Genomic DNA, 20697 nt, shown 5'->3' on the forward strand with positions numbered 1-20697 from the left:
GACTCTGTCCATCGTAGGATCAGTTCTGCCGACAGCCTAGAGACTGGACCACTTCTGAGCGGGATCAGGGAAATCCGGTGCGGTACATCGCCCCGCGTGGGGCGCGGGACCGTGACCTGTGCGGTTTCGCCGCGTGCGCGCGACCAGCCACCGACGCCCCGCGGTCTCCGCACCGGTTTCCCGCCGAGCGGTCCGCTCCCGGCTTTTCAGCGCCCGCAGCCCCTGAGCACAGTGATCCACCGATTCAAGAAGGATTGCCATGTCTGAGAACCCAGATGCAATCGTCACGGACGCCAAGACGGAGGGCGCGGGTGGCTGCCCGGTCGCGCACGGGCGCGCCCCGCACCCGACTCAGGGTGGCGGAAACCGCCAGTGGTGGCCGGAGCGGCTCAATCTGAAGATCCTCGCCAAGAACCCCGCAGTGGCGAACCCGCTCGGCGAGGAGTTCGACTACGCGGAGGCGTTCCAGGCCCTCGACCTCCCGGCGGTGAAGCAGGACATCGCTGAGGTGCTGACGACCTCGCAGGACTGGTGGCCCGCCGACTTCGGCAACTACGGCCCGTTCATGATCCGGATGGCGTGGCACAGCGCGGGCACCTACCGCATCAGCGACGGCCGCGGCGGTGCCGGTGCCGGTCAGCAGCGTTTCGCCCCGCTCAACAGCTGGCCGGACAACGGCAACCTGGACAAGGCCCGCCGGCTGCTGTGGCCGGTGAAGAAGAAGTACGGCCAGAGCCTGTCGTGGGCCGACCTGATGGTGCTCACCGGCAATGTCGCCCTGGAGTCGATGGGCTTCGAGACCTTCGGCTTCGCCGGCGGTCGCGCGGATGTCTGGGAGCCCGACGAGGACGTCTACTGGGGCCCCGAGACCACCTGGCTCGGCGACGAGCGCTACACCGGTGACCGTGAGCTGGAGAACCCGCTCGGCGCGGTCCAGATGGGCCTCATCTACGTCAACCCGGAGGGTCCGAACGGCACCCCGGACCCGATCGCCGCGGCCCGCGACATCCGTGAGACGTTCCGCCGGATGGCGATGAACGACGAGGAGACGGTCGCCCTGATCGCCGGCGGCCACACCTTCGGCAAGACGCACGGCGCCGGTCCCGCGGACAGCGTCGGCGCCGACCCCGAGGCCGCCCCGATCGAGGCGCAGGGCCTCGGCTGGGCGAACTCGTTCGGCACCGGCAAGGGTGGCGACGCGATCACCAGTGGTCTTGAGGGCATCTGGACGGACACCCCGACGACCTGGGACAACAGCTTCTTCGAGATCCTCTTCGGCTATGAGTGGGAGCTGTTCCAGAGCCCTGCGGGCGCGAACCAGTGGCGCCCGAAGGACGGCGCGGGCGCGGGCACAGTGCCCGACGCCCACGACGCGTCCAGGACCCACGCCCCGACGATGCTGACGACCGACCTGTCGCTCCGGTTCGACCCGGCGTACGAGCAGATCTCGCGTCGTTTCAAGGACAACCCGGCCGAGTTCGCGGACGCCTTCGCGCGCGCGTGGTTCAAGCTGACCCACCGCGACATGGGCCCGGTCGTGCGCTACCTCGGCCCGGAGGTTCCCTCCGAGACCCTGCTGTGGCAGGACCCGCTGCCCGCGCGGACGCACGACCTCGTGGACGCCGCTGACATCGCGTCGCTCAAGGAGCGGATCCTCGCCTCGGGCCTCTCGGTGTCCCAACTGGTCTCCGCCGCCTGGGCGTCGGCCTCGTCCTTCCGTGGCAGCGACAAGCGCGGCGGCGCCAACGGCGCCCGGGTCCGGCTCCAGCCGCAGAGCGGGTGGGAGGTCAACGGCCCGGACGAGCTGGCGACGGTGCTGCGCTCGCTGGAGGGCATCCAGGAAAGCTTCAACGCGGACCGGTCGGACGGCAAGCAGGTCTCGCTCGCCGATCTGATCGTGCTCGCCGGTGGCGCCGCTGTCGAGAAGGCGGCGCGGGACGCGGGCTCCGAGGTCTCGGTGCCCTTCACACCGGGTCGCGTGGACGCCTCGCAGGAGCAGACCGACTCGGAGTCGTTCGCCGCGCTTGAGCCGGCCGCCGACGGGTTCCGCAACTACCTCGGCAAGGGCAGCCGGCTGCCGGCCGAATACCTGCTGCTCGACCGCGCGAACCTGCTCACCCTGAGCGCCCCCGAGCTGACCGTCCTGGTCGGTGGCCTGCGCGTGCTGGGCGCGAACCACCAGCAGTCGTCGCTCGGCGTCCTGACCACGACGCCCGGTTCGCTGACGAACGACTTCTTCGTCAACCTGCTCGACCTGGGTACGGAGTGGAAGGCGACGTCCGAGGACGCGAACACGTTCGAGGGCCGCGACGCCGCCACGGGCGAGGTGAAGTGGACCGGCACCCGTGCCGACCTCGTCTTCGGATCCAACTCCGAACTGCGCGCCCTCGCCGAGGTGTACGCGAGCGACGACGCGAAGGACAAGTTCGTGAACGACTTCGTCGCGGCCTGGGACAAGGTCATGAACCTGGACCGGTTCGACCTGAACTGATCACGGCGTCGGAACACGGCGTCGGAACAGGCGCCTGATCACATCGCTTGACGACAACGTCCAGGCCGGTCGGTCCGCCCGACCGGCCTGGACGTTTCTCTGATCCGGGCAAACCGGAAACCGCCCGTATCTCCTTCAGCGGGGCGTCCTTCAGCGCACCAACATCAGCCCGCATCCGTACGCCCGCCCGTGCCCGAGCCCTCTCGTCAGGACGCCCACGAACGCCTCCGGGTCCGTGACCGTCAGCTTTCCTCTGACCTCCGCGCGGGCGATACGGAGACCTTTGTGCGGCGCGGGGCTGGAGATGCGCGGGAGCATACGGACGGCCAGTTGGTCGGGGTGCGTGTCGGCGCCCAGGCGGGTCAGGCCGTCGGGCGCGACGGAGGGTTCGCCGGGCGGCTGGAGGCGGCGGGTGAACCAGGACTTCACGTAGTCGGGGCGGGTATGAGCGACCCGTACGCCCCGCGTCTTCTCCGGGGAGCCGGGTGCGGCGGGGCGGCTGCGCACGGGGTTGACGACGGTCCGGAAGTCGACCGTGTCGCCCACGCCGAAGGTACGGTCCAGGGTCAGCGTCTCGGTCTCATCGGCGAGTGCCGCCCCCGGAATCCGGCCCCAGTCACCCGGCACCCGGGACTGCACCACGAGGGAGAGCCGGGCCTCGCGGAGGTTCAGGGTCCAGGTCGACAGGATGCCCATCTGGGCGCGGGCGTCGCGGCTGCCGTCGTCCACCCAGCCCCGGAAGCCGCTCATGACGGTCCGGTGCATGTCCTGCGCGTCGATCAGCGACTTGGCGGCGTAGGGATGTCTGGCGTCCAGGGTCAGGAGGGTGTGCGTGGCGACGAACCTGGCGGCCGTGGTGCGGGGCGCTGTCACGGGATGATGTTCCAATCGCCTGCGTGCGGGTCGATGGTGACGCGGACCCGGGTCTCCCAACGCGCGGCGTGCTGGGGGCCCATGGCGTGGAAGCTCACCGGCTGGTCCGTGACCGGTGCGGTGCCGGGCACCGGCCGCGGGCTTTCGAGCCAGGCCCACGGCCGGTGGTCGCGTGTGCGCTGGGGTGCCTCGGAGTACGCGGGCAGCAACGCCACGGAGGCGAAGACCTCGGCGAGGGTGCCGGGCCGTACGCCCAGGGCGAGTTGACCCGAGGGCGGACAGGACTTCCGGCCGAGCCACAGCAGGCGCTTCGGGTGCTCCAGGGCGTGGGCGATCCGCTCCAGAAGTTCCTTGTCGGAGTGTTGGAGGCCCACCAGGAAGGCGGCGTCGGCGAGGTACCAGCGCTCGGTGATCAGCGCGTTCCTGCGGATCTCCGCGGAGACGAGGGTGCCGGAGCGCGGGTCGGCGGCGATCTTCTTCGGCGCTCCGTACCAGCCGTCGAGTTCATGGTGGCCGAAGGTGTCCCCGCTCGCGGCTTCCAGCGCGGGGGCGACGGCAGCGGCGCGCCGGTGGTCGGTGACCAAGTCGCGGGGCCGCAGTGGGAACCGGCCGGCGCCGACGGAGTGGTAGTCGCGCACCAGTTTGCCGGGATGGTCAGCGCGTACGCCGAAGAGTAGAGGGGTCAGTTCGGCGAGCGGATCATTGGGCGGGTCGTTGAGTGAGTGGTTGAAGGAGTCGTTGAGGGAGTCGTTGAGCGGGTCGTTGAGCGGGTCGTTCCTGCGATCGTTCGGCGGCGGCTCGCGGGGCAGGCCAAGGGCTGCGGCGCACAGCCCGATCACGCCTGACTTCGTGGGCCTGCTGTGCGTGTCGCGCCGTCCGAACCGGCCGGCCACGCCCCAGGACTGGAGCGGGGCGGCGAGCCGGAGGAGCAGCACATGACTCACGGCGTCAGCTCCTCGATCGTCTTCACGGCCGTCACACCCGCCCCGCCGGACTCCTTGAGCACGGCGTCGATCTGCGGGTCGTACGTCAGGACCCGCGCGGCCTTCAGATCGGGGCGGCGGTCGCCGACGAAGGCGTGGTGGTGGAGCAGTCTGCGGACCGCCGCCGGACCCGCCGGGCCCTCGCCGCCCGCGCTGGTGGGGTTCTCGTCCACGGGGAGTTGGAAGGCGGCGGCGTAGTTGTAGGGGCGCGCGCCTTCGAAGGCGAGGACGAGGGCGGGCAGCGAGCCGGTGGAGGCCGTGGAGTTCTTCTTGGCCTCGGGGAACGCCTCCACAAAGGCGTTGACGAACTCCTTCTCGGCGGCGACCGCGGTCTCCGCCGCCTCGGCATCAGCCATACCGGCGGCACGGAGATTGGTGTGCAACTGGACGCGGTCGAGGACGGCGTGGCGGTAGAAGGTGCCGGAGATCAGGGACTGGTAGCCGGTCATGCCGGCCCCGGCGTCGTCGGCGGAGTCGAGGAAGTCCAGGGCGTTCCGCTTCCGGTGCAGCTTGGCGTCGTCCGCCGCCGCGTAGAAGTCGTCGACCTGCTCTGCCTCCTGGACGGTGAAGGCGTGCCCGCTCTGCACGGCGCCGTCCACATTGGGCGAGTCCGCGATCTCGGCGAGGAAACGGCCGTAGAGCGCGATGTCGATGGCGTCGCGCGGCGCGATGGCGAACAGCACGGCGTCGCGGTGGTGTTTGGGCAGGGCGGGCAGTGCCGCGTCGTGCGATCCGGTCTCCTGCTCGGGCTCCGCATCAGGTTCCGGATCGGCCTTCCGACCGCCCTTGCGCGGGGACTTCTTCGCGGCCTCTTCCTGGATCCGCAGATAACCGTCCCGCCAGGCCCGCAGTTCCTCGGCGTGCTCCTGGATCCGGGCGGCGATCCGGGTGCCGGTGTCGGCCGGGGCGAAGAGGAGCACCTTGGTCAGATGGGCGACGGTCTTCTTGGCCGGGTCGCCGAACTTCAGGCCGGTGGCCTCGATGACCGCGCGGGCCGTGACGATGGCCTCCTGCCTGTCCCAACCGTGGTCGGTCTCCAGGGACTTGGCGGTGATGAGCGCCCACTCGCGGGTACGGAGTCCGGTACTGCGGCCCGCGAGGGCGCCGATACCGGCATTGGCGCGGTGGCGCGCGTGCACCCGCTCGGCCCGGCGGCGCGCCTGACTGGTGATCATGTGACGTTCGACTCCACCGTAGACCAGACTTTTCGGCGAGCCGTTCTCGTCCCGTACGGGGAGCACGGCGACCAGGGTTTCCAGTACATGCAGGGAGAGGAACTGGCTTCGGGGGGCCTCGGTCACGTACTCGCGTCCTTCCGCGTCGTCTGCGTACTCGTCGTTCCGCTACGGCTCCGCGTGCGCGGATTGTGGAAGTCCACCGACCATCCGTAGGCGATGCGCGCCTTGCGGTCGTGCCAGCGGGTCAGATCGTCGGTGAGCTGGATCCAGGAGGGCGGCGGCTGCTCACAGGACCGCAGCCGGGTGACGGTGTGCTGGAGGTGGCGCCAGGGAATGCGGCGGCTCGCGACCACGCGCGACAACAGCCGCTGCGCACCGGGGTTTTCGGGGCCGCGGCCCGTACCGTCCCCGATCCTGCGCGCCGCCGCGCCGAGGCTGCCCGTCCCGTACTGAGGCACCGAACTGCCCTGGTGGTAGACGCCGAAGAGGAACGCGACCTTCTCGAAGATCTCGCGGTGCTCGCGCGGGCCGTACCAGCCGGCCCGGATGTGGGCGTCGGTCGGTTCGGTGCGGCGCAGTTCGGCGAGCTTGCCGTACTCCCGGTTGCGTACGAGGGAGGTGAGCCAGGCCGTGAGCTGCTCGCCGCCCCGCTGGTCCGGGACGGGTTCGGTCCACTCGGTCATACGTGCGTCTCCCCTCGGAGTTCGGCGGGGGCCTTGGGGTCGGCCATGTCGTGCTGGAAGCGGCTTTCGGCACGGGCGCGGGCGCGGTGGCCGTCGTCGTTGCGCGGGAGCGAGTCGAGACGCTGCTTGAGGAACTCCTCGGCCTTGAAGCGGAGTTCCTGGGCGTAGTCGAGCAGGGAGAGCGGAACGGGTTCGCCCCGGACCGTTTCGTCGAGCAACTGCTCGAAGGGCTCCTCGGCGGCGGGCCAGAACTCGCGGCGGGCATCGAAGCGGGCCTGTTGGGCGGCACGGTCGGCGGGTTTGGGGTTCGGGTAGACGATCTTCCAGGCCACGTAGGCGGCGCGCTCCAGTCCGCGCGCCACCCACTCGGCGATGTCCGAACCTCGCCGTGACGCCTCGCACAAAGCCTCGCCCTGACTCGGGGCGTACGGGAAGTATCCGTCCGTCCAAGCCACGGCGAGGGTCTTGTTGGCGATGAGCCCAACGGCCCAGAGCATGCAGGACGCACTGTCTCCTTCCTTCGGAAACGACAGCTCGCGCAGCCGTCCGAACAGCCCCGTCTCGGCATCTCTCGCCGCGCTGTAGAGAGCGTGAGCGTCACGCCACAGGGCCCGGGTGGGGGACGGCCAGAGAGGCTTGGGATGCCCGTTCGCCATCTTCCTGAAGACGGCGTCCTCGACATCACGCTCGGGATCGAGGCTGAGGAGTTCACCGGCTCCGATCAGCACCCGGTCGACCGTGACGGGCTCGCCCTCGGCCGTCGGCGCCGGGCGCAGGAGTACGGAACGGCCGAGGTAGGTGTGCAGGTCGGCGGGGCCGGACGTGACGCGACCCGGCGGCTTGGTACGGAACCCTCGGCGCGGGAAGTCACTCGTGGTCCAGGACTGGTTGAACCGGCCGACCTCGCCCTTGGCGGCGGGGTAGAGGTTCAACCGCAGGGTGTCCCCGACGGTGCGCCCTTGGACCACGACACGGATACGGCCCTGGAGGCGCCCTGCGGAAAGGTTGGTCAGCTTCGGACCGAGCGTCTTGCCGGACACTCGGGCCCGGCCCGCCAGTCCGTAGACGTGCTGGGTCAGCATGGCCCGGAAGGCGGCGGCGGCCGAAAGCCGGTCGGGGTGCTCAAGGTGATGGTGGTCGAAGAACTGGCTGTAATCACCGACGTGTTCGAGCACCAACTGCGCCGGGCCTGTGCCGTGTTCGTCCATGAGGGGGGTCAGCATGCTGCTCTGACCGAGGGGCTTGACGGGGTGGAAAAGATCCCAGTCATCGGCAGGCTGATCAGCCAACCACGCCGCGACGTCATCGAGCTTGTGCTCACCGGCGACCCAGGCACGCCACGCATCGGTGGACGCGGGGAAGACTCCGGCGGCGAAGCAGATCCCGAGCAGATAGTCGACCAGGGCGACGCCCTCGCCCGGGGTGGCGCAGGTGAGAGCCGTCAAGTCCTCGGCCCGACCAAGGACTTCGATCAGGGAGAGATCACTGACCTCTCCCCCAACGGAAACAGTGGGCACGCAGGGCTGATACCGGGGGTCCCAGGAGGGACGCTTCTCAGCGAACACGCACACGTCGGGCAAGGCTGGGCTACCACTCTCACTTGGGGGCCACGTACGGTGACCGAGGGGACGCTAGCAGTTAGGTGAGTTGAGGCTTGGGGGGTTTGCGGAATCGCCCGTGGCCACTCAAGGTGGGCGCCGGATGTCCGTTACGTTCCCGCCCGAGGCCGTCATCGCGGTGGGCGGCGCCGCATCAGGATCGTCAGCGTGGCGCGGGCGTCGCGGCGGCGGTCCGGGGTGCGGGCGAGGACCGAGGTGAGGGCGACGGTGGCGAGGACGCCCGTGTATGTCGCGGCGCCGGCGGCGGCCCAGGTGGTGGCGTCGAGGAGGAGGGCGGGGAGTACGGGCACGGTGATCCTTCCGGTTGTGCCCGGTGTCCGACTGCCGGGCACGTGCCACTTTGGCGGACCAGGCATCGCCAAACGAGCGCGTCACCCGAGTATTCGGAAAACGCAGGTCAGAGGCATGAAATTGCCCGTCGGAGCACATTGGGGAGGGCGGAGTGGAAGCGAGTCACGCAGCTCGCATCAAGCTCGGCGAGATGCTGGAGGATCTACGCAAGCGAGCTGAGGCATCGGGGAACGCCAGCTTCTCGGCGTGCGCCGAGAAGGCGGGCGTAAGTCGGGAAGCGATCAAGCTGTGGTGCAGCGGAAAGACGGCCCCGCTCGGCGAGAACACCGACGACGTCGAGCGGCTCGTGGTCCACCTTCGGCAAGAAGTCGGAGAGGCTGCGGGGTTCGATGACGAGTGGCGGCAGGCACTCGAAGCCGCGCAGTGGGAGAGCGAGGACCATCGGGGCAGTCAAGAGGGACGCGGCAAGTGGCGGCAGTCCATGGTGCGCTACGGGGCCGAGAGGTTCGCGGGGAAACCCCTCCACGGTCGTAGGGACGAACTCAAGGTCATGCGCGACTTCGTCCATGCCTCCGACGACAACGCGCCCTCGTACCTCTGGTGGCAAGGACCTCGATGGGCCGGGAAGTCCGCGCTGCTGGGCCGCTTCCTATGGTTGCAGCCCAAAGGTGTCGATGTCGTGGGCTACTTCGTCTCCGAGGCCAAAGGCTGGAACCGCTCCGACCACTTTGTGGGCGAGATGGTGCGGCAGTTGACGGCTCTTCTGGGGAGAAAGACGCCAGCCGTCCCGGAGAACGTTCCGCCCGCGAAACTCCACGCTCTGTTCCGCGATGCGGCCGTTCGTTCGGCAAGGAACGGCCGCAGGTTGCTGGTCGTGGTCGACGGGCTGGACGAGGATGCCGCGTTGCGCGGCCGGGCGCCGGAAGCTGATCGGCCCGGTAACAGCATCGCGTCCTTGCTCCCCTATGAGCCGGTGCGCACGCCCAAGCGGGCCACGAAGCACGGCGCGAGGCGCGCGATCCATGTCATCGTGTCGAGCCGTCCCACCACGGAGCCACCTGCCGACGTTCAGGCCGACCACCACCCCTTGCGCCGACGGGCGACCGTACGCGCGCTCCGCCCTTCGGCGCATGCCCGGGACATCGATACGGATCGCGCCGCGCGGGAGGAGCTGGCGGGGCTCGGTGCGTCCGAGGTGGGGCGAATCCTCGTGGGGCTGCTCGCCTTCGCTGGGGCGGGGCTGCGCGCCGGGGATCTGGCCGAGTTGGCGAGCGTCGACCGTGCCGAGGTCGACCGTTTGCTGGCGGGTGCGCGGGGCCACTGTCTCGTACCAGACGGCGCCGAGGGCCATGTCTTCGGCGACGACGAACTGCTGCACGCCGCACAGGAACAGAGCGGACGCGACGGACGCGCACTCTGCACCGGCCTCCTGGACACCTGGGCCGACTCCTGGCAGGCGCGCGGCTGGCCCGCGTCCACTCCCCCGTACCTGCTGTCGCACTACCCGCGTCTGCTGTGCGAGCCCCGTCGTCTTGAGCGATACGTCCTCGATCCGCGCCGCCAACTGCGGCTCGCAGCGGACGGCCGTCTCGATGAGGCGCTGGCGCAGCTCGATCTCGTACCGGCCGACGAGGGCGGAGACCTCGGCGTGGTCGCACGCGTCGCCGTCTCCCGCGCCCTGCTGTCCCGGCGTGCCCGCCTCGTGCCCAGAGACTTTCCCGAGATGTTCGCGCTCGCCGGTGACCTGCCCCGGGCGCGGGAACTGGCCCTGTCGGCACCGGATGACGCGGCCAAGGCAGTACGGCTGGCCGATGTCGCTGTAGTGCTCACCCAGGAGGAAAGTCCGGAGGCCGCAGAGACCGCGCTGGCGGCGGCCGAGTGGGCGGTACGAGCCATGGCGGCCACGCCGTTGCTCACCGAACAGGACCAAAAGTGGGAGGAGTTGGCGGAGGCGGTTGCCGCGCTCTACAACTGCGGTCAGCACGAGGCGGCACGCACGGTGCTACGTACCGTCCTCTCCTGTGAGGCCATGAGCTGGGCGTCCCGGATTCGCGCCGCGAAACTGCTCGACACGGAGACCACGGACTGGCTCCTCGGGGTGGCGGAGCACGCGGAGGCGCTGATCGAGGGCGATGCCTGGGAACGGGCGGAAGCCCTGGAGATCTGGGGGGAGTTGATCAGGGAGAGGGTGCTGGCCAGGAGCGACACAAGGTTCCAGGACCTCGTCAAAGATGCCCGCCCGGAACCGCTCCCCGCATCGAAGTCGAACAAGAAGTGCCCCACAGGCCCCGCCGCGATCCGCGAACGCATCGAGATCTTCTGCGCCGAACTGAACCCCGCGTCGGACCTGACCCACATCGACCTCCTCGCCCTCGGCGCCAGTGCCCTGAAGAGCGACCGGCCGGACAAGGCCCGTACCCTGGCGCAGCTGGCCCGCAAGGCACTGCTCGCCGCACTCACCGCCCCGGAGGCACTTGCCCCCGCCAACCGTGCCCACCTGGAACTCGAACTGTCCACCACCCTGGCCCGCGTCGTACGCGCCCTGCTCGACGTCGACCACGAGGACGCCGCAAAGCACCTTCTGGACGCTGTCCCGAATGAACTACACAGAGACGTACTCGGCGATGACGTCCGGTACCAGGCCCGCGCCGTACTGGACCAAGCCGTCGGCGCCCCCGGAACCACCGGACAAGCGGAGTCAGAAAAGAACTCCGAACTCGCGGACATCAAAGCAAAGTTGACGACCTACCCCGCCCACGGCCAACAGCTCCTCTCGGCAGCCTTCGCCCGCTGGGAAGGCCACGCGTCGGCAGGCGGTCCTGACGGGTGGGCGCTTCCGCTGGCCGGGGCGCTTGCCGCGACAGGGCACGCCGAGGAGGCGGTACGGCTCGCGCGCCGGTCGCCGGAACCGGCCGAGCGGGCCGGCGCGTTGGCCACCGTTTCGATGGGCTGCGCGTTGGCCAACGGGTACGGAGCGGAAGCCGGTCGGTGCGCATGGGAGGCCGCCGAGTTGGTCACGGAACTTCCCGACCCCGCCGTACGTGGCCTCGTCGCCCAGGCGTTCGCGCATGCCGGTGAGTCCGGGCCGGCGGAGACATGGGCGAGCTGGGATCGGCCGAAGGGCAAGGTGCGCGACCAGATCGAGCGGGCACGGACCGCCGTGGCCGTTGGCCTCGCCGCCCACGATCCCGAAACCGCCGCCCGGATCGTCGAGGAACGCCTGACGGAGTCGCATCGGGTGGCCCGTTCGCCGCGCCAACGGGCGCGGTCTCTTCCCCGAGTGGCGGAATTGCTGCTCGTCCTGCCGGACCCACGGCACCCCGGCCCCGCTATGCGCGCGGCACTCGCCGACCTCTGTGCCCGTACGGGCGAGAACATCCAGTCGTGGAACCCGCACGCCGTGCTGCTCAACGGCCTGCTCGCCGCGAGCGGTCGCTTTCCCGAGGTGCCGTCGCTGGGGGACCAACTGAGCGGATGGGAACGGTACATGGCCATGACGCCGCTGCCCGGTGGGGTGCTGCCGGTCGCGGAGTGGGCGATCCTGCGCGCGTTCCGGGGCGATGTCCGCGCGGCGCGGGACACGGCGGGGCTGGCGGGTACGCCGGGTGAGCGGGCGGCGGCCCTCGCCGCGGTGGCGGCGTACCTCGCGGGCGTCCCGACGGTCGCCCCGGCCGCGGACGGCTGGGCTCCCCAGGCAACACCGGTGTTGCGTTTCCTCGCACTCGCCGACGCCCTGGGCACGGACTCCTCCCGCGACGAGGAGCAGGCCCGCCACCTCGTACGGGAGGTACTGGCGGGCGAACACTGGCGGTACGCGCTCCCACTGCTCCCCCGACTGGCACCGAGGTCCGTCCCCCAACTCGCGGAAGTGACCTTCGCGCACACCTGCCCTCGGCCGAATTGATCACGCGCTCCACGTCACGTCATCGGGCCCCCGGCTCCAGGTCCGCGAGCAGGTCGTCGAGAACCGCCTCTTCTTCGACCCGCACACCGCGTTCGCTCAGCGCGGCGGCCAAGTCCGGATCCCACGCGGTCTCGGCGGGCGACCCGGTCAGTTCCGAGGCATCGGTCAGCTTGAGAAGTGCCGCACGGTAATGAGCTGCCGTATAGCGCCACGGCCGCCACGGAACACTGCGCCGCAGCGCCGTCGCGATGCGTACGCCGCCCCAGTCGAAGTCGCCGTGGTAGAGGAGGTCGGCTCCCTGCGCGCACACAGCGCGCAGCAGGGTGAGCGCGGCGGCGGACGGCTGTCCCTGGAGGCACACCATGGGCGGGCATGCCGGGCCGAACGTATCGGCGGCGGCGGACAGTACCGCCGGGTTTTCGCATACGTGAACAGAGCCGCGCATCGGCGCGGCGGGAACCGGCGTTTGACGGGACAGGCTGCGCAAGGTCAGGACCGCGGGCTCACCCACGTCGGCCATCCAGTCGAGGGCCGGGGTGCCGCGCAGGTTGAGGCAGAGAACGGTCGATGACAGGTCGTCCTTGAGCAGGCCCCCCGACGCCCAGGCGTCCCTGCGCCACTCGGCACCGCCGCCTTCGGGGAAACCCGTGAGGGCCCGGATCCCCGACAGGACGAGAGCGGCAAGGGGCGTCCCCTCGTCCAGGGCATGGGCGCCGGAGAGATGACGGGCCGCGAACGTCGCGCGTGACGTCGGAGGCACGGCGGGCAGCGAGCGCAGCGCCCGTACGGCGGAGACCACCAGGGGGCCGGCGGCTTCCGGAGTGCGCGCGAGTCGCCGTACGAGCCCGTCCTTGCGCATCCGTTCCGCCCAGTCGGCCAGCTCGGCGTCCAGGGTGCCGAGTGGGGCATACGCCTCCTTCCACGCCCGTTCCACTCTGTCCCGTGTCTCCTCCTGCCGGATGACAGGCCCGGTGAGTGCCACCACGGCGGCCTCCAGGCCGTCGGGGCTGATACCGGAGTGGCGCAGGATCGCGTCCACGGCGTCGAGGCGTACGGTCACCGAGCGGCCCGCGGTCGGCGCGCGTCCCAACAGGCTTTCGGCAGCACGGCGTTGTGGGGCGTCGGGATGTGACAGGGTGACCGTTCCGGTGAGCGGCCGGCCACTTGCCATCCGCTGTCGGACGCGTTCCACGAGCCAGGCGAGGCCGGGGTCGCCGAGCAGTCGGCCCAGGCGTTCGGTATCGACCTGTCGCGGGCCCCGCGCTGTCGTCGTCGGCGGTGCGGGCGGAACCGGAGGGGTCACGTCCACAGGGACTCCTGTTCTCCGGTGCCGTCCATGACGGCGGCCCCCATGGTCACGCCGGGCTCCGACCCGGCCCCCGTGGTCGCGCCCGGCTCCGTGCCGCGCCGTCGGTCACTGCCGTCCCACTCCCACCGGGTCACCAGGACGGCGGCGATGTCGTCGACGCGGGAGAGCTGTGCGATGGCGATACCGGGGACCTGGGGGTAGCAGGCCCATTCCCGTTCGCTCGTCATGACGACGTCGAGGTCGAAGGCGCGCAGCAGGCCGAGGCACTTGGCCCGGGAGTCGTCGTCCACTCCGGCGAACGCCTCGTCCAGGGTGACCAGACGCGGGGCATACGCGCCGCCGGCGCTCGCGTAGTGCGAGGAGGCCGCGGCGAAGAGGGGCACGGACGCCGCCAGTACCCGTTCGCCGCCGGAGGCGGGCCCTGTGGCCGGTACCCACTTGCCGTGCTGGTGGCGTTCGACGCCGAACTCGTGCCAGGAGCGGTAGTCGAGTGCCGCGGTGAGGTCTTCCAGCCAGCTACCGGTGCTGTCGTCGGCCTGTCGGCGGGCGATCTGCTCCTGGAGGAACGCGCCGACCTCGGCCCTGTCCCGGGGTGACCACGCGTCGGCGGACTGACGCAGCCGCTCACGGGCTCGCGCCAGCCCCTGCGGCGCCCGGCGGGATGCCCGCCACACCAACCTCAGCTTCATGCCCGTCGAGGTCGGACGCTCGTCCAGTTCCTTGTTCATGGCCCGCACCTGGCGTTCGGCGGCGCCGATCAGTTCCTGAAGGGTCCCGGCGACCTCGGTGATCAGATGGGTCTCAAGGATCTCGCGCTCGTGCGCGGACAGGATGCGGGTCAGTTCGGCGACCTCGGCGGCGAGCGCTTCGGCGAGTTCGGGAACGGCCCGTTCGCGGCCCTGGTAGACGATGTCGACCCGCATGCCGTCCTCGCTCGGCCGGGCCGCGGCGGTGTGGCCGTGCCGGGACAGCGCGTCCTGGAGCCTGCCGAACTCCTCGCTGAGGCGCTTCTGTACCCGCTCCCAGGCCGCGTCCGAGTCATCGACGGTGGAGAGCTGTGACTCGATGCTTCGGGCGAGGTTGACGGCCGGGGTCGCCGCCCACGGCGCGTCGCCGCCGTCCGGTACGACCGTGTCGGGGAGGGCGACGGCGAGCAGTCCCGTGGCGGCGAACCTCCGGAGGGCCGCGATGGCCCGTTCGCGGGCGGCGGTCGCTTCGGTGACGTCCTCGCCGAGCCGCTCGATGCGTCCCTCGGCGTGACTGGCGCGCCGGTCGGCGTCGCCGAAGTCCGCCTGCCTCCCCTTCTGTTCGGTCTCGCAGCCCCGCAGTGCGGTCGCTGTCTCCGCCAGCCGCCGTTGAAGTTCGGCGACGGCCGCTCCGACGGTGGAGCGGAGGGTGGTGAGATGTTCGTCCGCGGCGGCGGCGAGACGGACCGCTTCGGTGGTGCGCTCCGCGAGTTCGGCGACCCGCTGCTCGGCCCGGTCGGCCTCCGTCCGCTCGCCGGCGACCGCACGCTCGGCTTCCGCGCTCTCCCGCAGAGCCGGCCACAGCGCCACGAGGAGCGCGGTGTGGTCGGCGAGCGCCTGGCGTACGGAGCCCAGTCCGGCCCGGTCGGCGGGCAGGCGCAAGTCGGCTGCGGTTTCGGTGAGTTCGGCCGTCGCACGGTGGGCGACGTCGACCGCGAGGGCCGCTTCGGCTGCCCGCTCGCTGTGCCGCGCACGGGCCCGGTGGGCGGCGTCGGCGGCGGCACTCACGCGGGCATGGGCACGGCGCAGCTCGTCGTCGTCCGGTACGGCGGCGAGTTCGGCGTCGAGCACACCCCGCCGCCCGGCCACCGCCCGCCGCTCCTCGCCCAGCTGCTCCCGCTCGGCTTCCAACGCGGCCAGGCCGATGCGCAGTTCGCGCATCCGCGTACGACGTGCCTGCTCCCGAGCCCCTTCACCGACGTACTGGGCACTGTCCTTGGCCCAGCTTCCTCTCAGCGCGCCGACCCGGAAGCGCCCGTCCGTGGCAACCCAGGTGCCCGCCCAGGTGGCACCCCGTGTGTCGTTGCCGTCGCCGGGGGCTTCCACCGTCGGGTCGCCGTGCTTTCCGGCCAGTCCGATCGCGGCCAGCAGTCTTTCGACCGTCCGTTCCCCCACTGCGGCGGCCCCCGCGTCGGCGTGGTCGACCGCCGGGCACAGCGCGTGATCAAGACCCGCCGCGCCGGGCGGACCCGAGGGATCGAGCAGCACGTCGTGTCCGTCCGCCGCCACCGCCGAACCGTCCGGCCCGACCCAGGCGTCGAGGAGGCCCGACGCCTCCAAGGCGGCCTCCAAACCGGCGCGTTCGCCTTCGGTGACGTGCGGGCGGAAGTCGACGAGCCGCCACAGCGGGGCGCCCGGACCCCGTTCCCGCACGCCGGGCGTGCGGGTGTACGGAGCCGACGGGCCGCGCTGCCCGCCCGCCTCAAGTGCGGTCAGCTCTGCTGCCGCGAGCCGCTGACGCTCCGCCCGCTCCGTCTCGCGATGGGCGAGGCCGGCCGCCCGGTCGGCCAGCCGCGCCGCGAGAGCGCGATGCGTCTCGGCCGCCGCCACGCGTGCCGGGTGCGGGCCGTCCAGACCGCTCACCCAGTCCTGAAGCGCGTCGAGAACCCCCGGCAACCCTGGAAGCCGCAACTCCGCACAACCGGACAGCTGGTCCCGCACGGCCGTGACCAGTGACCGTCCCGCGTCCGCGACACTCTGCTGAGCCTCGGCCAGTCGCTCGCCGCTGTGCACCACCTCCTCATCGGCCTCGTCGGCCCGCACCTGGGCCGCACGGCGCGCCAGTTCGGTCCCCTCGGCCCGGGTGACGAGTTCCTCGACGTGTTCGACGGAGCGCCGTCTGCGTGCGGTCGCGTCGTCCGCCTCCCGGCGCAGGACCGCTTCGGCGGCTCCCAACGTCCGCGGGGCGTCCAGCCGGACGGTCGCCGCGCTGTCGGCCACCCGGCCCTGGATGTCGTCCCACGCCTGCCGCGCCGCGGTGAGCCGGTTCCGCGAGGTGTCCAGCCGGCCCAGGGCCCGGGTGTGTGCTTCGGACGCCGTCCGACGGTCCTCCTGGGCGCGCGACAGGTCCGCTGTGGTGCGCGAGACGTCCGCCGCCGCCTGTTCGAGCGCGCGGGCGTCACGCATCTCCGGACCGGCTCGCAGCGCCGCGTCCTGGGCGGTCAACCGAGCGGCCAACTCGTCCAGTGCGGCGATCCGTTCGCGAGCCTCCTCGCGGTCCGTCAGGGCCTGTGCGCGCTCGCCCTGGGCTTTGAGGAGTTCACGCTGAAGGTTCTCGTAACGGGCGTGTTCGGAGCGGGGCAGGCGGGCCCGGCGCCGCGATGCGATACGGGCGTAGCGACGGTAGTGGTCGAGGAACCCCGACGACGCCTGCTCCGCCTCGCGCGCCGCCCGCAGCTCCTCCTTCTCCTCGTCCAGCGACCGGAGTGCTTCCGCGGCGTCGGCGATGACGGCCTGGTCCATCGGCGGCAGCGCCTCCGTCAGCGCCCTGGACAGGGAGGCTTCGTTGGGCCGCTTGGACAACTGCGGCTGGCGCAGTTGGATCAGCAGGTCCACCAGCGCCCCGTAGCGTCGCTCGCCGAGCCCGAAGAGCGCTTCGTCCACCGCTCTGCGGTAGGTCTTCGCGGTGTCGTGCACCATGCCGCGGGCGCCGATCGCCTCCGCGAGACGGTCCCGGGACAGAGCTGTACCGGTGGCGTCGAGCAGGTCGAGCCCCGCGCCGATCCGTTGGTCCGTCACCGCGAACCAGTGACGGGCGATACCGCGTCCGGCGACCGCCTTCAGCCCGCAGAGCAGCGTACGGAACTGCGGCTCCGCGGTGGTCTCGTCCAACCGCCCGAACTCGATCCAGGTGTAGCCGAGCCGTTCCGGATGGGGGTGATCACCGCCCAGGAGCAGGTTCCACTCCATCCGCTTGCCCGGGTCGCCGTCGGGTTCGACGCGGCGCGCCGAAAGGTCGCCGTCCAGGAGGAACGGCAGGGTGAGGGCGAGCACCTTCGACTTGCCGGTGCCGTTGTTGCCGCGCAGCAGGAGTCGGCCGTCCCGGAACCAGAACTCTTCGACGTCGTAGTGGAACAGATCGACAAGCCCGAGGCGCAGGGGCCGCCACCGGCCGGGGGCGGGGGTGGGGAGCGGCGTCACGACGCGGGTCACTTTTCGTCCTTCGCGGTCATCTCTGCGTCCACGGGTGTGGGACGGGTGCTGCTTCCTTGAGGACGGTCGGGCGCCGCTTCCTTCACGACGGGCGCCCCGACCGCGTACCGCGCGAGGGCCGGTCGCGGTACGACACCCCGGTCCGTGCGCACGACGAGACCCAACGCCACCAGCTTCACCAGGGCCTGCTCCACCAACTCGGGCTCCGCTCCCGGTTCTCTCGCCGACTTGGACCAGAATCCGCCGTGTTGTACGGCCAGTTCCCGTACCAGGGAAGCCAGTTTTCTCGGTTCGACGGGTGCGTCGGCCCGCGCCAGGTGTCCCGCGAGCAGCAGGGTGATGTGCCCGTGCGTGCCCTGCTCCGGCATGCGTACGTCCGTGAGATCGTCCAGGGGATCGACCATGGCGATGCCTTCGGCGCGTACCTCGGCGACCAGTCCGGTCAGTTCGCTGATCCGTGCGGTGATGAAGCCACGCTGCCGGGTGAGGTAGGCCAGTTCGTCGTCGGCGAGGTCGTCGTAGTAGAGCACCGGATCATCGAGGAGGCAGCGGGTGAGCTTCCAGCGGATTGCCCGGAACCTCAACTCATCGCTGTCGAGCGCCGTTTGCGCCGTCATCTCGACCATGCGCTCCTCGAAGTCCTGGGCGTCGATCAAGGAGGGGCCGCGCCGGGCGGCCGGCATCCCCGCGAGCACACGCCGCCGTACGTCGTACAGCGCGTCCCCCGATCCGCTGATGTACGCCTCCTCGTCACCGGCCACCCGACGCAGTACACCGAGCCGCAGCAGCAGTCGCACCACGGCCGCGAGGTCGAGGCGCTCGTCGCGCCGCTCCAGGGTGAACATGATCCCGGCGGAGGCGAGTTCGGGATCGGTGGCCGCCAGGACGACATGTTCGGCGAGCCGTCCGAGTGCCACCTGCGACTCGCCCCGTTCCAGCGAGGCCAGCGTCAGGCAGAGCAGGACATAGCGGCGCCGGGTGAAGGGCAGGCCGGCCCGGCCGACCTCGCGGGCCGCGTGGGTGGCGTCGGTGAGGGTGCCCGGCGTCTTGCGCAGACGCGCGGCGTCGGCGTCCGTACGCAGCGTCCAGCCGACGTTGCGCTCGAACCACTCCCGTAGTTCGGAGGCGTGTCGCCGCACCAGTCGAAAGGCGTCGGCGTGCGGCCCGTCGGCGGTGAGCAGCGGCTCCTTCAGCAGGGCACGCGCCGCCCGCTGGAGGTCGGCCTCGCGCTGACCGTCGAGGACGTCGTCGTGGGGCCTGGTCATCGGTCCTCCTTCGCGGCCCCGGAGTCCTGGGAGATCTGGGAGACCTGAGAGCTGGCGGGGCGCGGTGACACGGGTACGGGCCGGAGGTGTGCCCCCTGCTGGGGGATGAGTCCGCGTACGGGCTCCGGCGCGGACTCGGCAGCCGCGAATGCCGTACCGGTGGCCGCGTCGGGTCCCTCCGCCTCCGCCCCGTCCGCCTCCGGCCCGGAACCGGCCTGGGCGGATGCCGGACCGGGGAACCGGGTGGCCCCGCTTCCCTGCGCGAGATCGATGATGTCGACCAGATGATCCGGTCCGCTGAACACCCCGTGCGGCGTGCGCAGTTCGGCGGTCGAGCCGTCATCGAGCGCCGTGAGTCGAATCTCCATGGAGCCGTCGCCGCTGCCGGCGACGGTGGTCCGCATCCCCGGCCGCCAGGTGGCGAGGGCGTCGCCGAGCAGGCGCAGGAACAGCTCGAACGCGAGTGGGTCCAGCTCTCCCAGGCGGGACAGCCGGACCGGGCCGCCCGTCGCGAGACGGACCTGGGCCGTAGCCGCCTGCTCCGCCTGCCGGGCGGCGATCTCGGCGAGCCTGCGTTTCGCCTCTCCCCGGTCCGCCACCCTGCGGGGCTTGCCGCGCCGTTCATAGCTGCCGGTGCGGCGCAATTGAGGGCTGATCCACAAGGGTCGCGCCGCCGCCCATGAGGTCGAGGCCGACTCCGGTCGGGCCGTCCGTTCATCGAGGGTGTCGGCGTCGACGGTGAGGTGCCGGGAGGAGTACAGGCCGAATCCCACCCGCCACAGCCGGTGCCTCGCCTCGTCGTCCGGCGCTCGGGCGAACCAACGGGCCAGCTCGCGGAAGTCCGCCGAACGGTCGGAACGCCCGGCCCGTCGCTCGTTCAACTGCCGTACCACAGCGAGGAGTTGCGGAATCGCCCCGAGGGCCCGCCCACGCAGCAGCCTGGCCTGTGACTCACGTCCCTCCGCCGACACGAACCACTGGGCGAGTCCGGACCACCGGGCGGCCCATTTCCGGTACGCCGTCGCCTCCGCGCGTTCGGCCTCTTCGGGAGCGGCGTCGGCGGCGTCCCGGGCGGCAGCGAGTCGCAGGAGCGGCCCGACCCGGCCCTGCTCCTCCAACTCCCCGATCAGCAGGGCGATCCGGCCGCCGAGGGTGATGAGGTCCTGGATGAACCGCTCCAGATACTGGATCAGCAGATCCTTGTACGCGAGGAACGCCTCCACCTCGATGTCGTGCAGGTCGATGGTGCGTTGGAGCGAGCCCATGAAAGCGCGGGCGTTGTCCGCGAGGTCGGTGAAGCGTGCCGTGAGCACGGACAGGGCGACATACGCCTTGGCCGAGTCGGGCTCGTCCTCCGCGGCGATCACCAGAAGCGCCCGCAGTTGTGTGACGATGTCGTGCAACGCGACCGCTTGGAGCTCTCCGCGCCGCCCCAGCACCTCGTCGTACATACCCAACGCCGCCTCGGCCGCTTCACCGGCTCGCGTGAGCTGGTAGATGAAACGCTTGCGGTAGAAGTCCTCGACCGCTGTCACCCGCGCGGTGTCCGGGTCCGCCCGCAGATTGCCCCAAGTGACCAAGTTGTCCAGGGCCTTCACCACCGACTCAAGGCCGGCCCGCCTGTCCGCCTCCAGGGAAGCGTGCACATCTTCCGGCCGAAGATGCACCGCGAACCGTTCCTTGGCGACCAGGAAGGTGCCCATCACCTGCCGGTACAGCGGGGCGTTCGGAGTGGTCAGGTGAGCGAAGGGGCCGTAGAAGGGGCCGCTGTCGGCGGGATCCGGGCCGGGAGTCTGGGCTGTCATCGTCGGTCCATACTCGCCGACCAGCACCCCTCACCACGTCCGATGTCTAATTTTCGCCCACCTTTCACCCACCTTTTCACCCACCCTTTCGACCGCCGGTGCACAGGACCCCCTTGAA

12 protein-coding genes are annotated in these 20697 nt (G+C 71.0%); 2 read left to right on the top strand and 10 right to left on the bottom strand.

Going from position 1 to position 20697, the window contains the following annotated elements:
• The first annotated feature begins 259 nt into the window (after positions 1 to 259).
• Positions 260 to 2491 (top strand): catalase/peroxidase HPI, encoded by a 2232-nt coding sequence (gene katG, locus ACFVT5_RS19235; protein WP_389888804.1) that lies wholly within the window; start codon positions 260 to 262, stop codon positions 2489 to 2491.
• A 150-nt stretch (positions 2492 to 2641) separates the two neighbouring features.
• Here katG and cas6e read toward each other — a convergent pair whose 3' ends face one another.
• The 6 genes from cas6e to ACFVT5_RS19265 form a co-directional block, all read right to left on the bottom strand.
• Positions 2642 to 3364 carry a type I-E CRISPR-associated protein Cas6/Cse3/CasE gene (cas6e, locus tag ACFVT5_RS19240; protein WP_389888806.1) on the bottom strand — a complete coding sequence of 241 codons (723 nt, stop codon included), beginning with the start codon at positions 3362 to 3364 and terminating at the stop codon, positions 2642 to 2644.
• The gene (gene cas5 / locus ACFVT5_RS19245; protein WP_389888808.1) at positions 3361 to 4308 is read right to left on the bottom strand and encodes a CRISPR-associated protein Cas5; all 948 of its coding nucleotides are present in this window, start codon (positions 4306 to 4308) and stop codon (positions 3361 to 3363) included. Before cas5 ends, cas6e begins: the two co-directional genes overlap by 4 nt.
• Positions 4305 to 5648, bottom strand: a complete 1344-nt coding sequence (locus ACFVT5_RS19250; RefSeq protein ID WP_389888810.1) for a type I-E CRISPR-associated protein Cas7/Cse4/CasC — start codon at positions 5646 to 5648, stop codon at positions 4305 to 4307. The genes cas5 and ACFVT5_RS19250 overlap by 4 nt, the downstream gene beginning before the upstream one ends.
• Complete coding sequence (casB, locus tag ACFVT5_RS19255) at positions 5645 to 6208, bottom strand: type I-E CRISPR-associated protein Cse2/CasB (RefSeq protein WP_389888812.1); 564 nt, start codon at positions 6206 to 6208, stop codon at positions 5645 to 5647. Before casB ends, ACFVT5_RS19250 begins: the two co-directional genes overlap by 4 nt.
• Positions 6205 to 7725, bottom strand: coding sequence for a type I-E CRISPR-associated protein Cse1/CasA (locus ACFVT5_RS19260; RefSeq protein ID WP_389888815.1), 1521 nt, complete (start codon positions 7723 to 7725; stop codon positions 6205 to 6207). Before ACFVT5_RS19260 ends, casB begins: the two co-directional genes overlap by 4 nt.
• Before the next feature lie 212 nt (positions 7726 to 7937).
• Positions 7938 to 8117, bottom strand: coding sequence for a hypothetical protein (locus tag ACFVT5_RS19265; RefSeq protein ID WP_389888818.1), 180 nt, complete (start codon positions 8115 to 8117; stop codon positions 7938 to 7940).
• 152 nt (positions 8118 to 8269) lie between these two features.
• Here ACFVT5_RS19265 and ACFVT5_RS19270 point away from each other — a divergent pair, with 152 nt between their 5' ends.
• Positions 8270 to 12022 carry a hypothetical protein gene (locus tag ACFVT5_RS19270; protein ID WP_389888821.1) on the top strand — a complete coding sequence of 1251 codons (3753 nt, stop codon included), beginning with the start codon at positions 8270 to 8272 and terminating at the stop codon, positions 12020 to 12022.
• 19 nt (positions 12023 to 12041) lie between these two features.
• On the opposite strand, the gene ACFVT5_RS19275 is transcribed toward ACFVT5_RS19270, so the two are convergent.
• Genes ACFVT5_RS19275 through ACFVT5_RS19290 form a run of 4 tightly spaced genes read right to left on the bottom strand, consistent with a single transcriptional unit; the run spans position 12042 to position 20579 of the window.
• Complete coding sequence (locus ACFVT5_RS19275) at positions 12042 to 13331, bottom strand: TIGR02679 family protein (RefSeq protein ID WP_389888824.1); 1290 nt, start codon at positions 13329 to 13331, stop codon at positions 12042 to 12044.
• A complete protein-coding gene (locus ACFVT5_RS19280; RefSeq protein WP_389888827.1) occupies positions 13322 to 17509 on the bottom strand; it encodes a TIGR02680 family protein in 4188 nt (1395 codons plus the stop codon). Before ACFVT5_RS19280 ends, ACFVT5_RS19275 begins: the two co-directional genes overlap by 10 nt.
• Positions 17506 to 18774 (bottom strand): TIGR02678 family protein, encoded by a 1269-nt coding sequence (locus ACFVT5_RS19285; protein WP_389888830.1) that lies wholly within the window; start codon positions 18772 to 18774, stop codon positions 17506 to 17508. Before ACFVT5_RS19285 ends, ACFVT5_RS19280 begins: the two co-directional genes overlap by 4 nt.
• Positions 18771 to 20579 (bottom strand): TIGR02677 family protein, encoded by a 1809-nt coding sequence (locus tag ACFVT5_RS19290; RefSeq protein ID WP_389888833.1) that lies wholly within the window; start codon positions 20577 to 20579, stop codon positions 18771 to 18773. Before ACFVT5_RS19290 ends, ACFVT5_RS19285 begins: the two co-directional genes overlap by 4 nt.
• Positions 20580 to 20697 lie beyond the last annotated feature (118 nt).

The organism is Streptomyces sp. NPDC058001 (genome assembly GCF_042886315.1).
Taxonomy (GTDB): Bacteria; Actinomycetota; Actinomycetes; order Streptomycetales; family Streptomycetaceae; genus Streptomyces.

Coding starts and splice junctions, on each gene's coding strand:
- katG (WP_389888804.1), top strand. CDS start 260: ATGTCTGAGAACCCAGATGCAATCGTCACGGACGCCAAGACGGAGGGC.
- casB (WP_389888812.1), bottom strand. CDS start 6,208: ATGACCGAGTGGACCGAACCCGTCCCGGACCAGCGGGGCGGCGAGCAG.
- ACFVT5_RS19285 (WP_389888830.1), bottom strand. CDS start 18,774: ATGACCAGGCCCCACGACGACGTCCTCGACGGTCAGCGCGAGGCCGAC.
- ACFVT5_RS19290 (WP_389888833.1), bottom strand. CDS start 20,579: ATGACAGCCCAGACTCCCGGCCCGGATCCCGCCGACAGCGGCCCCTTC.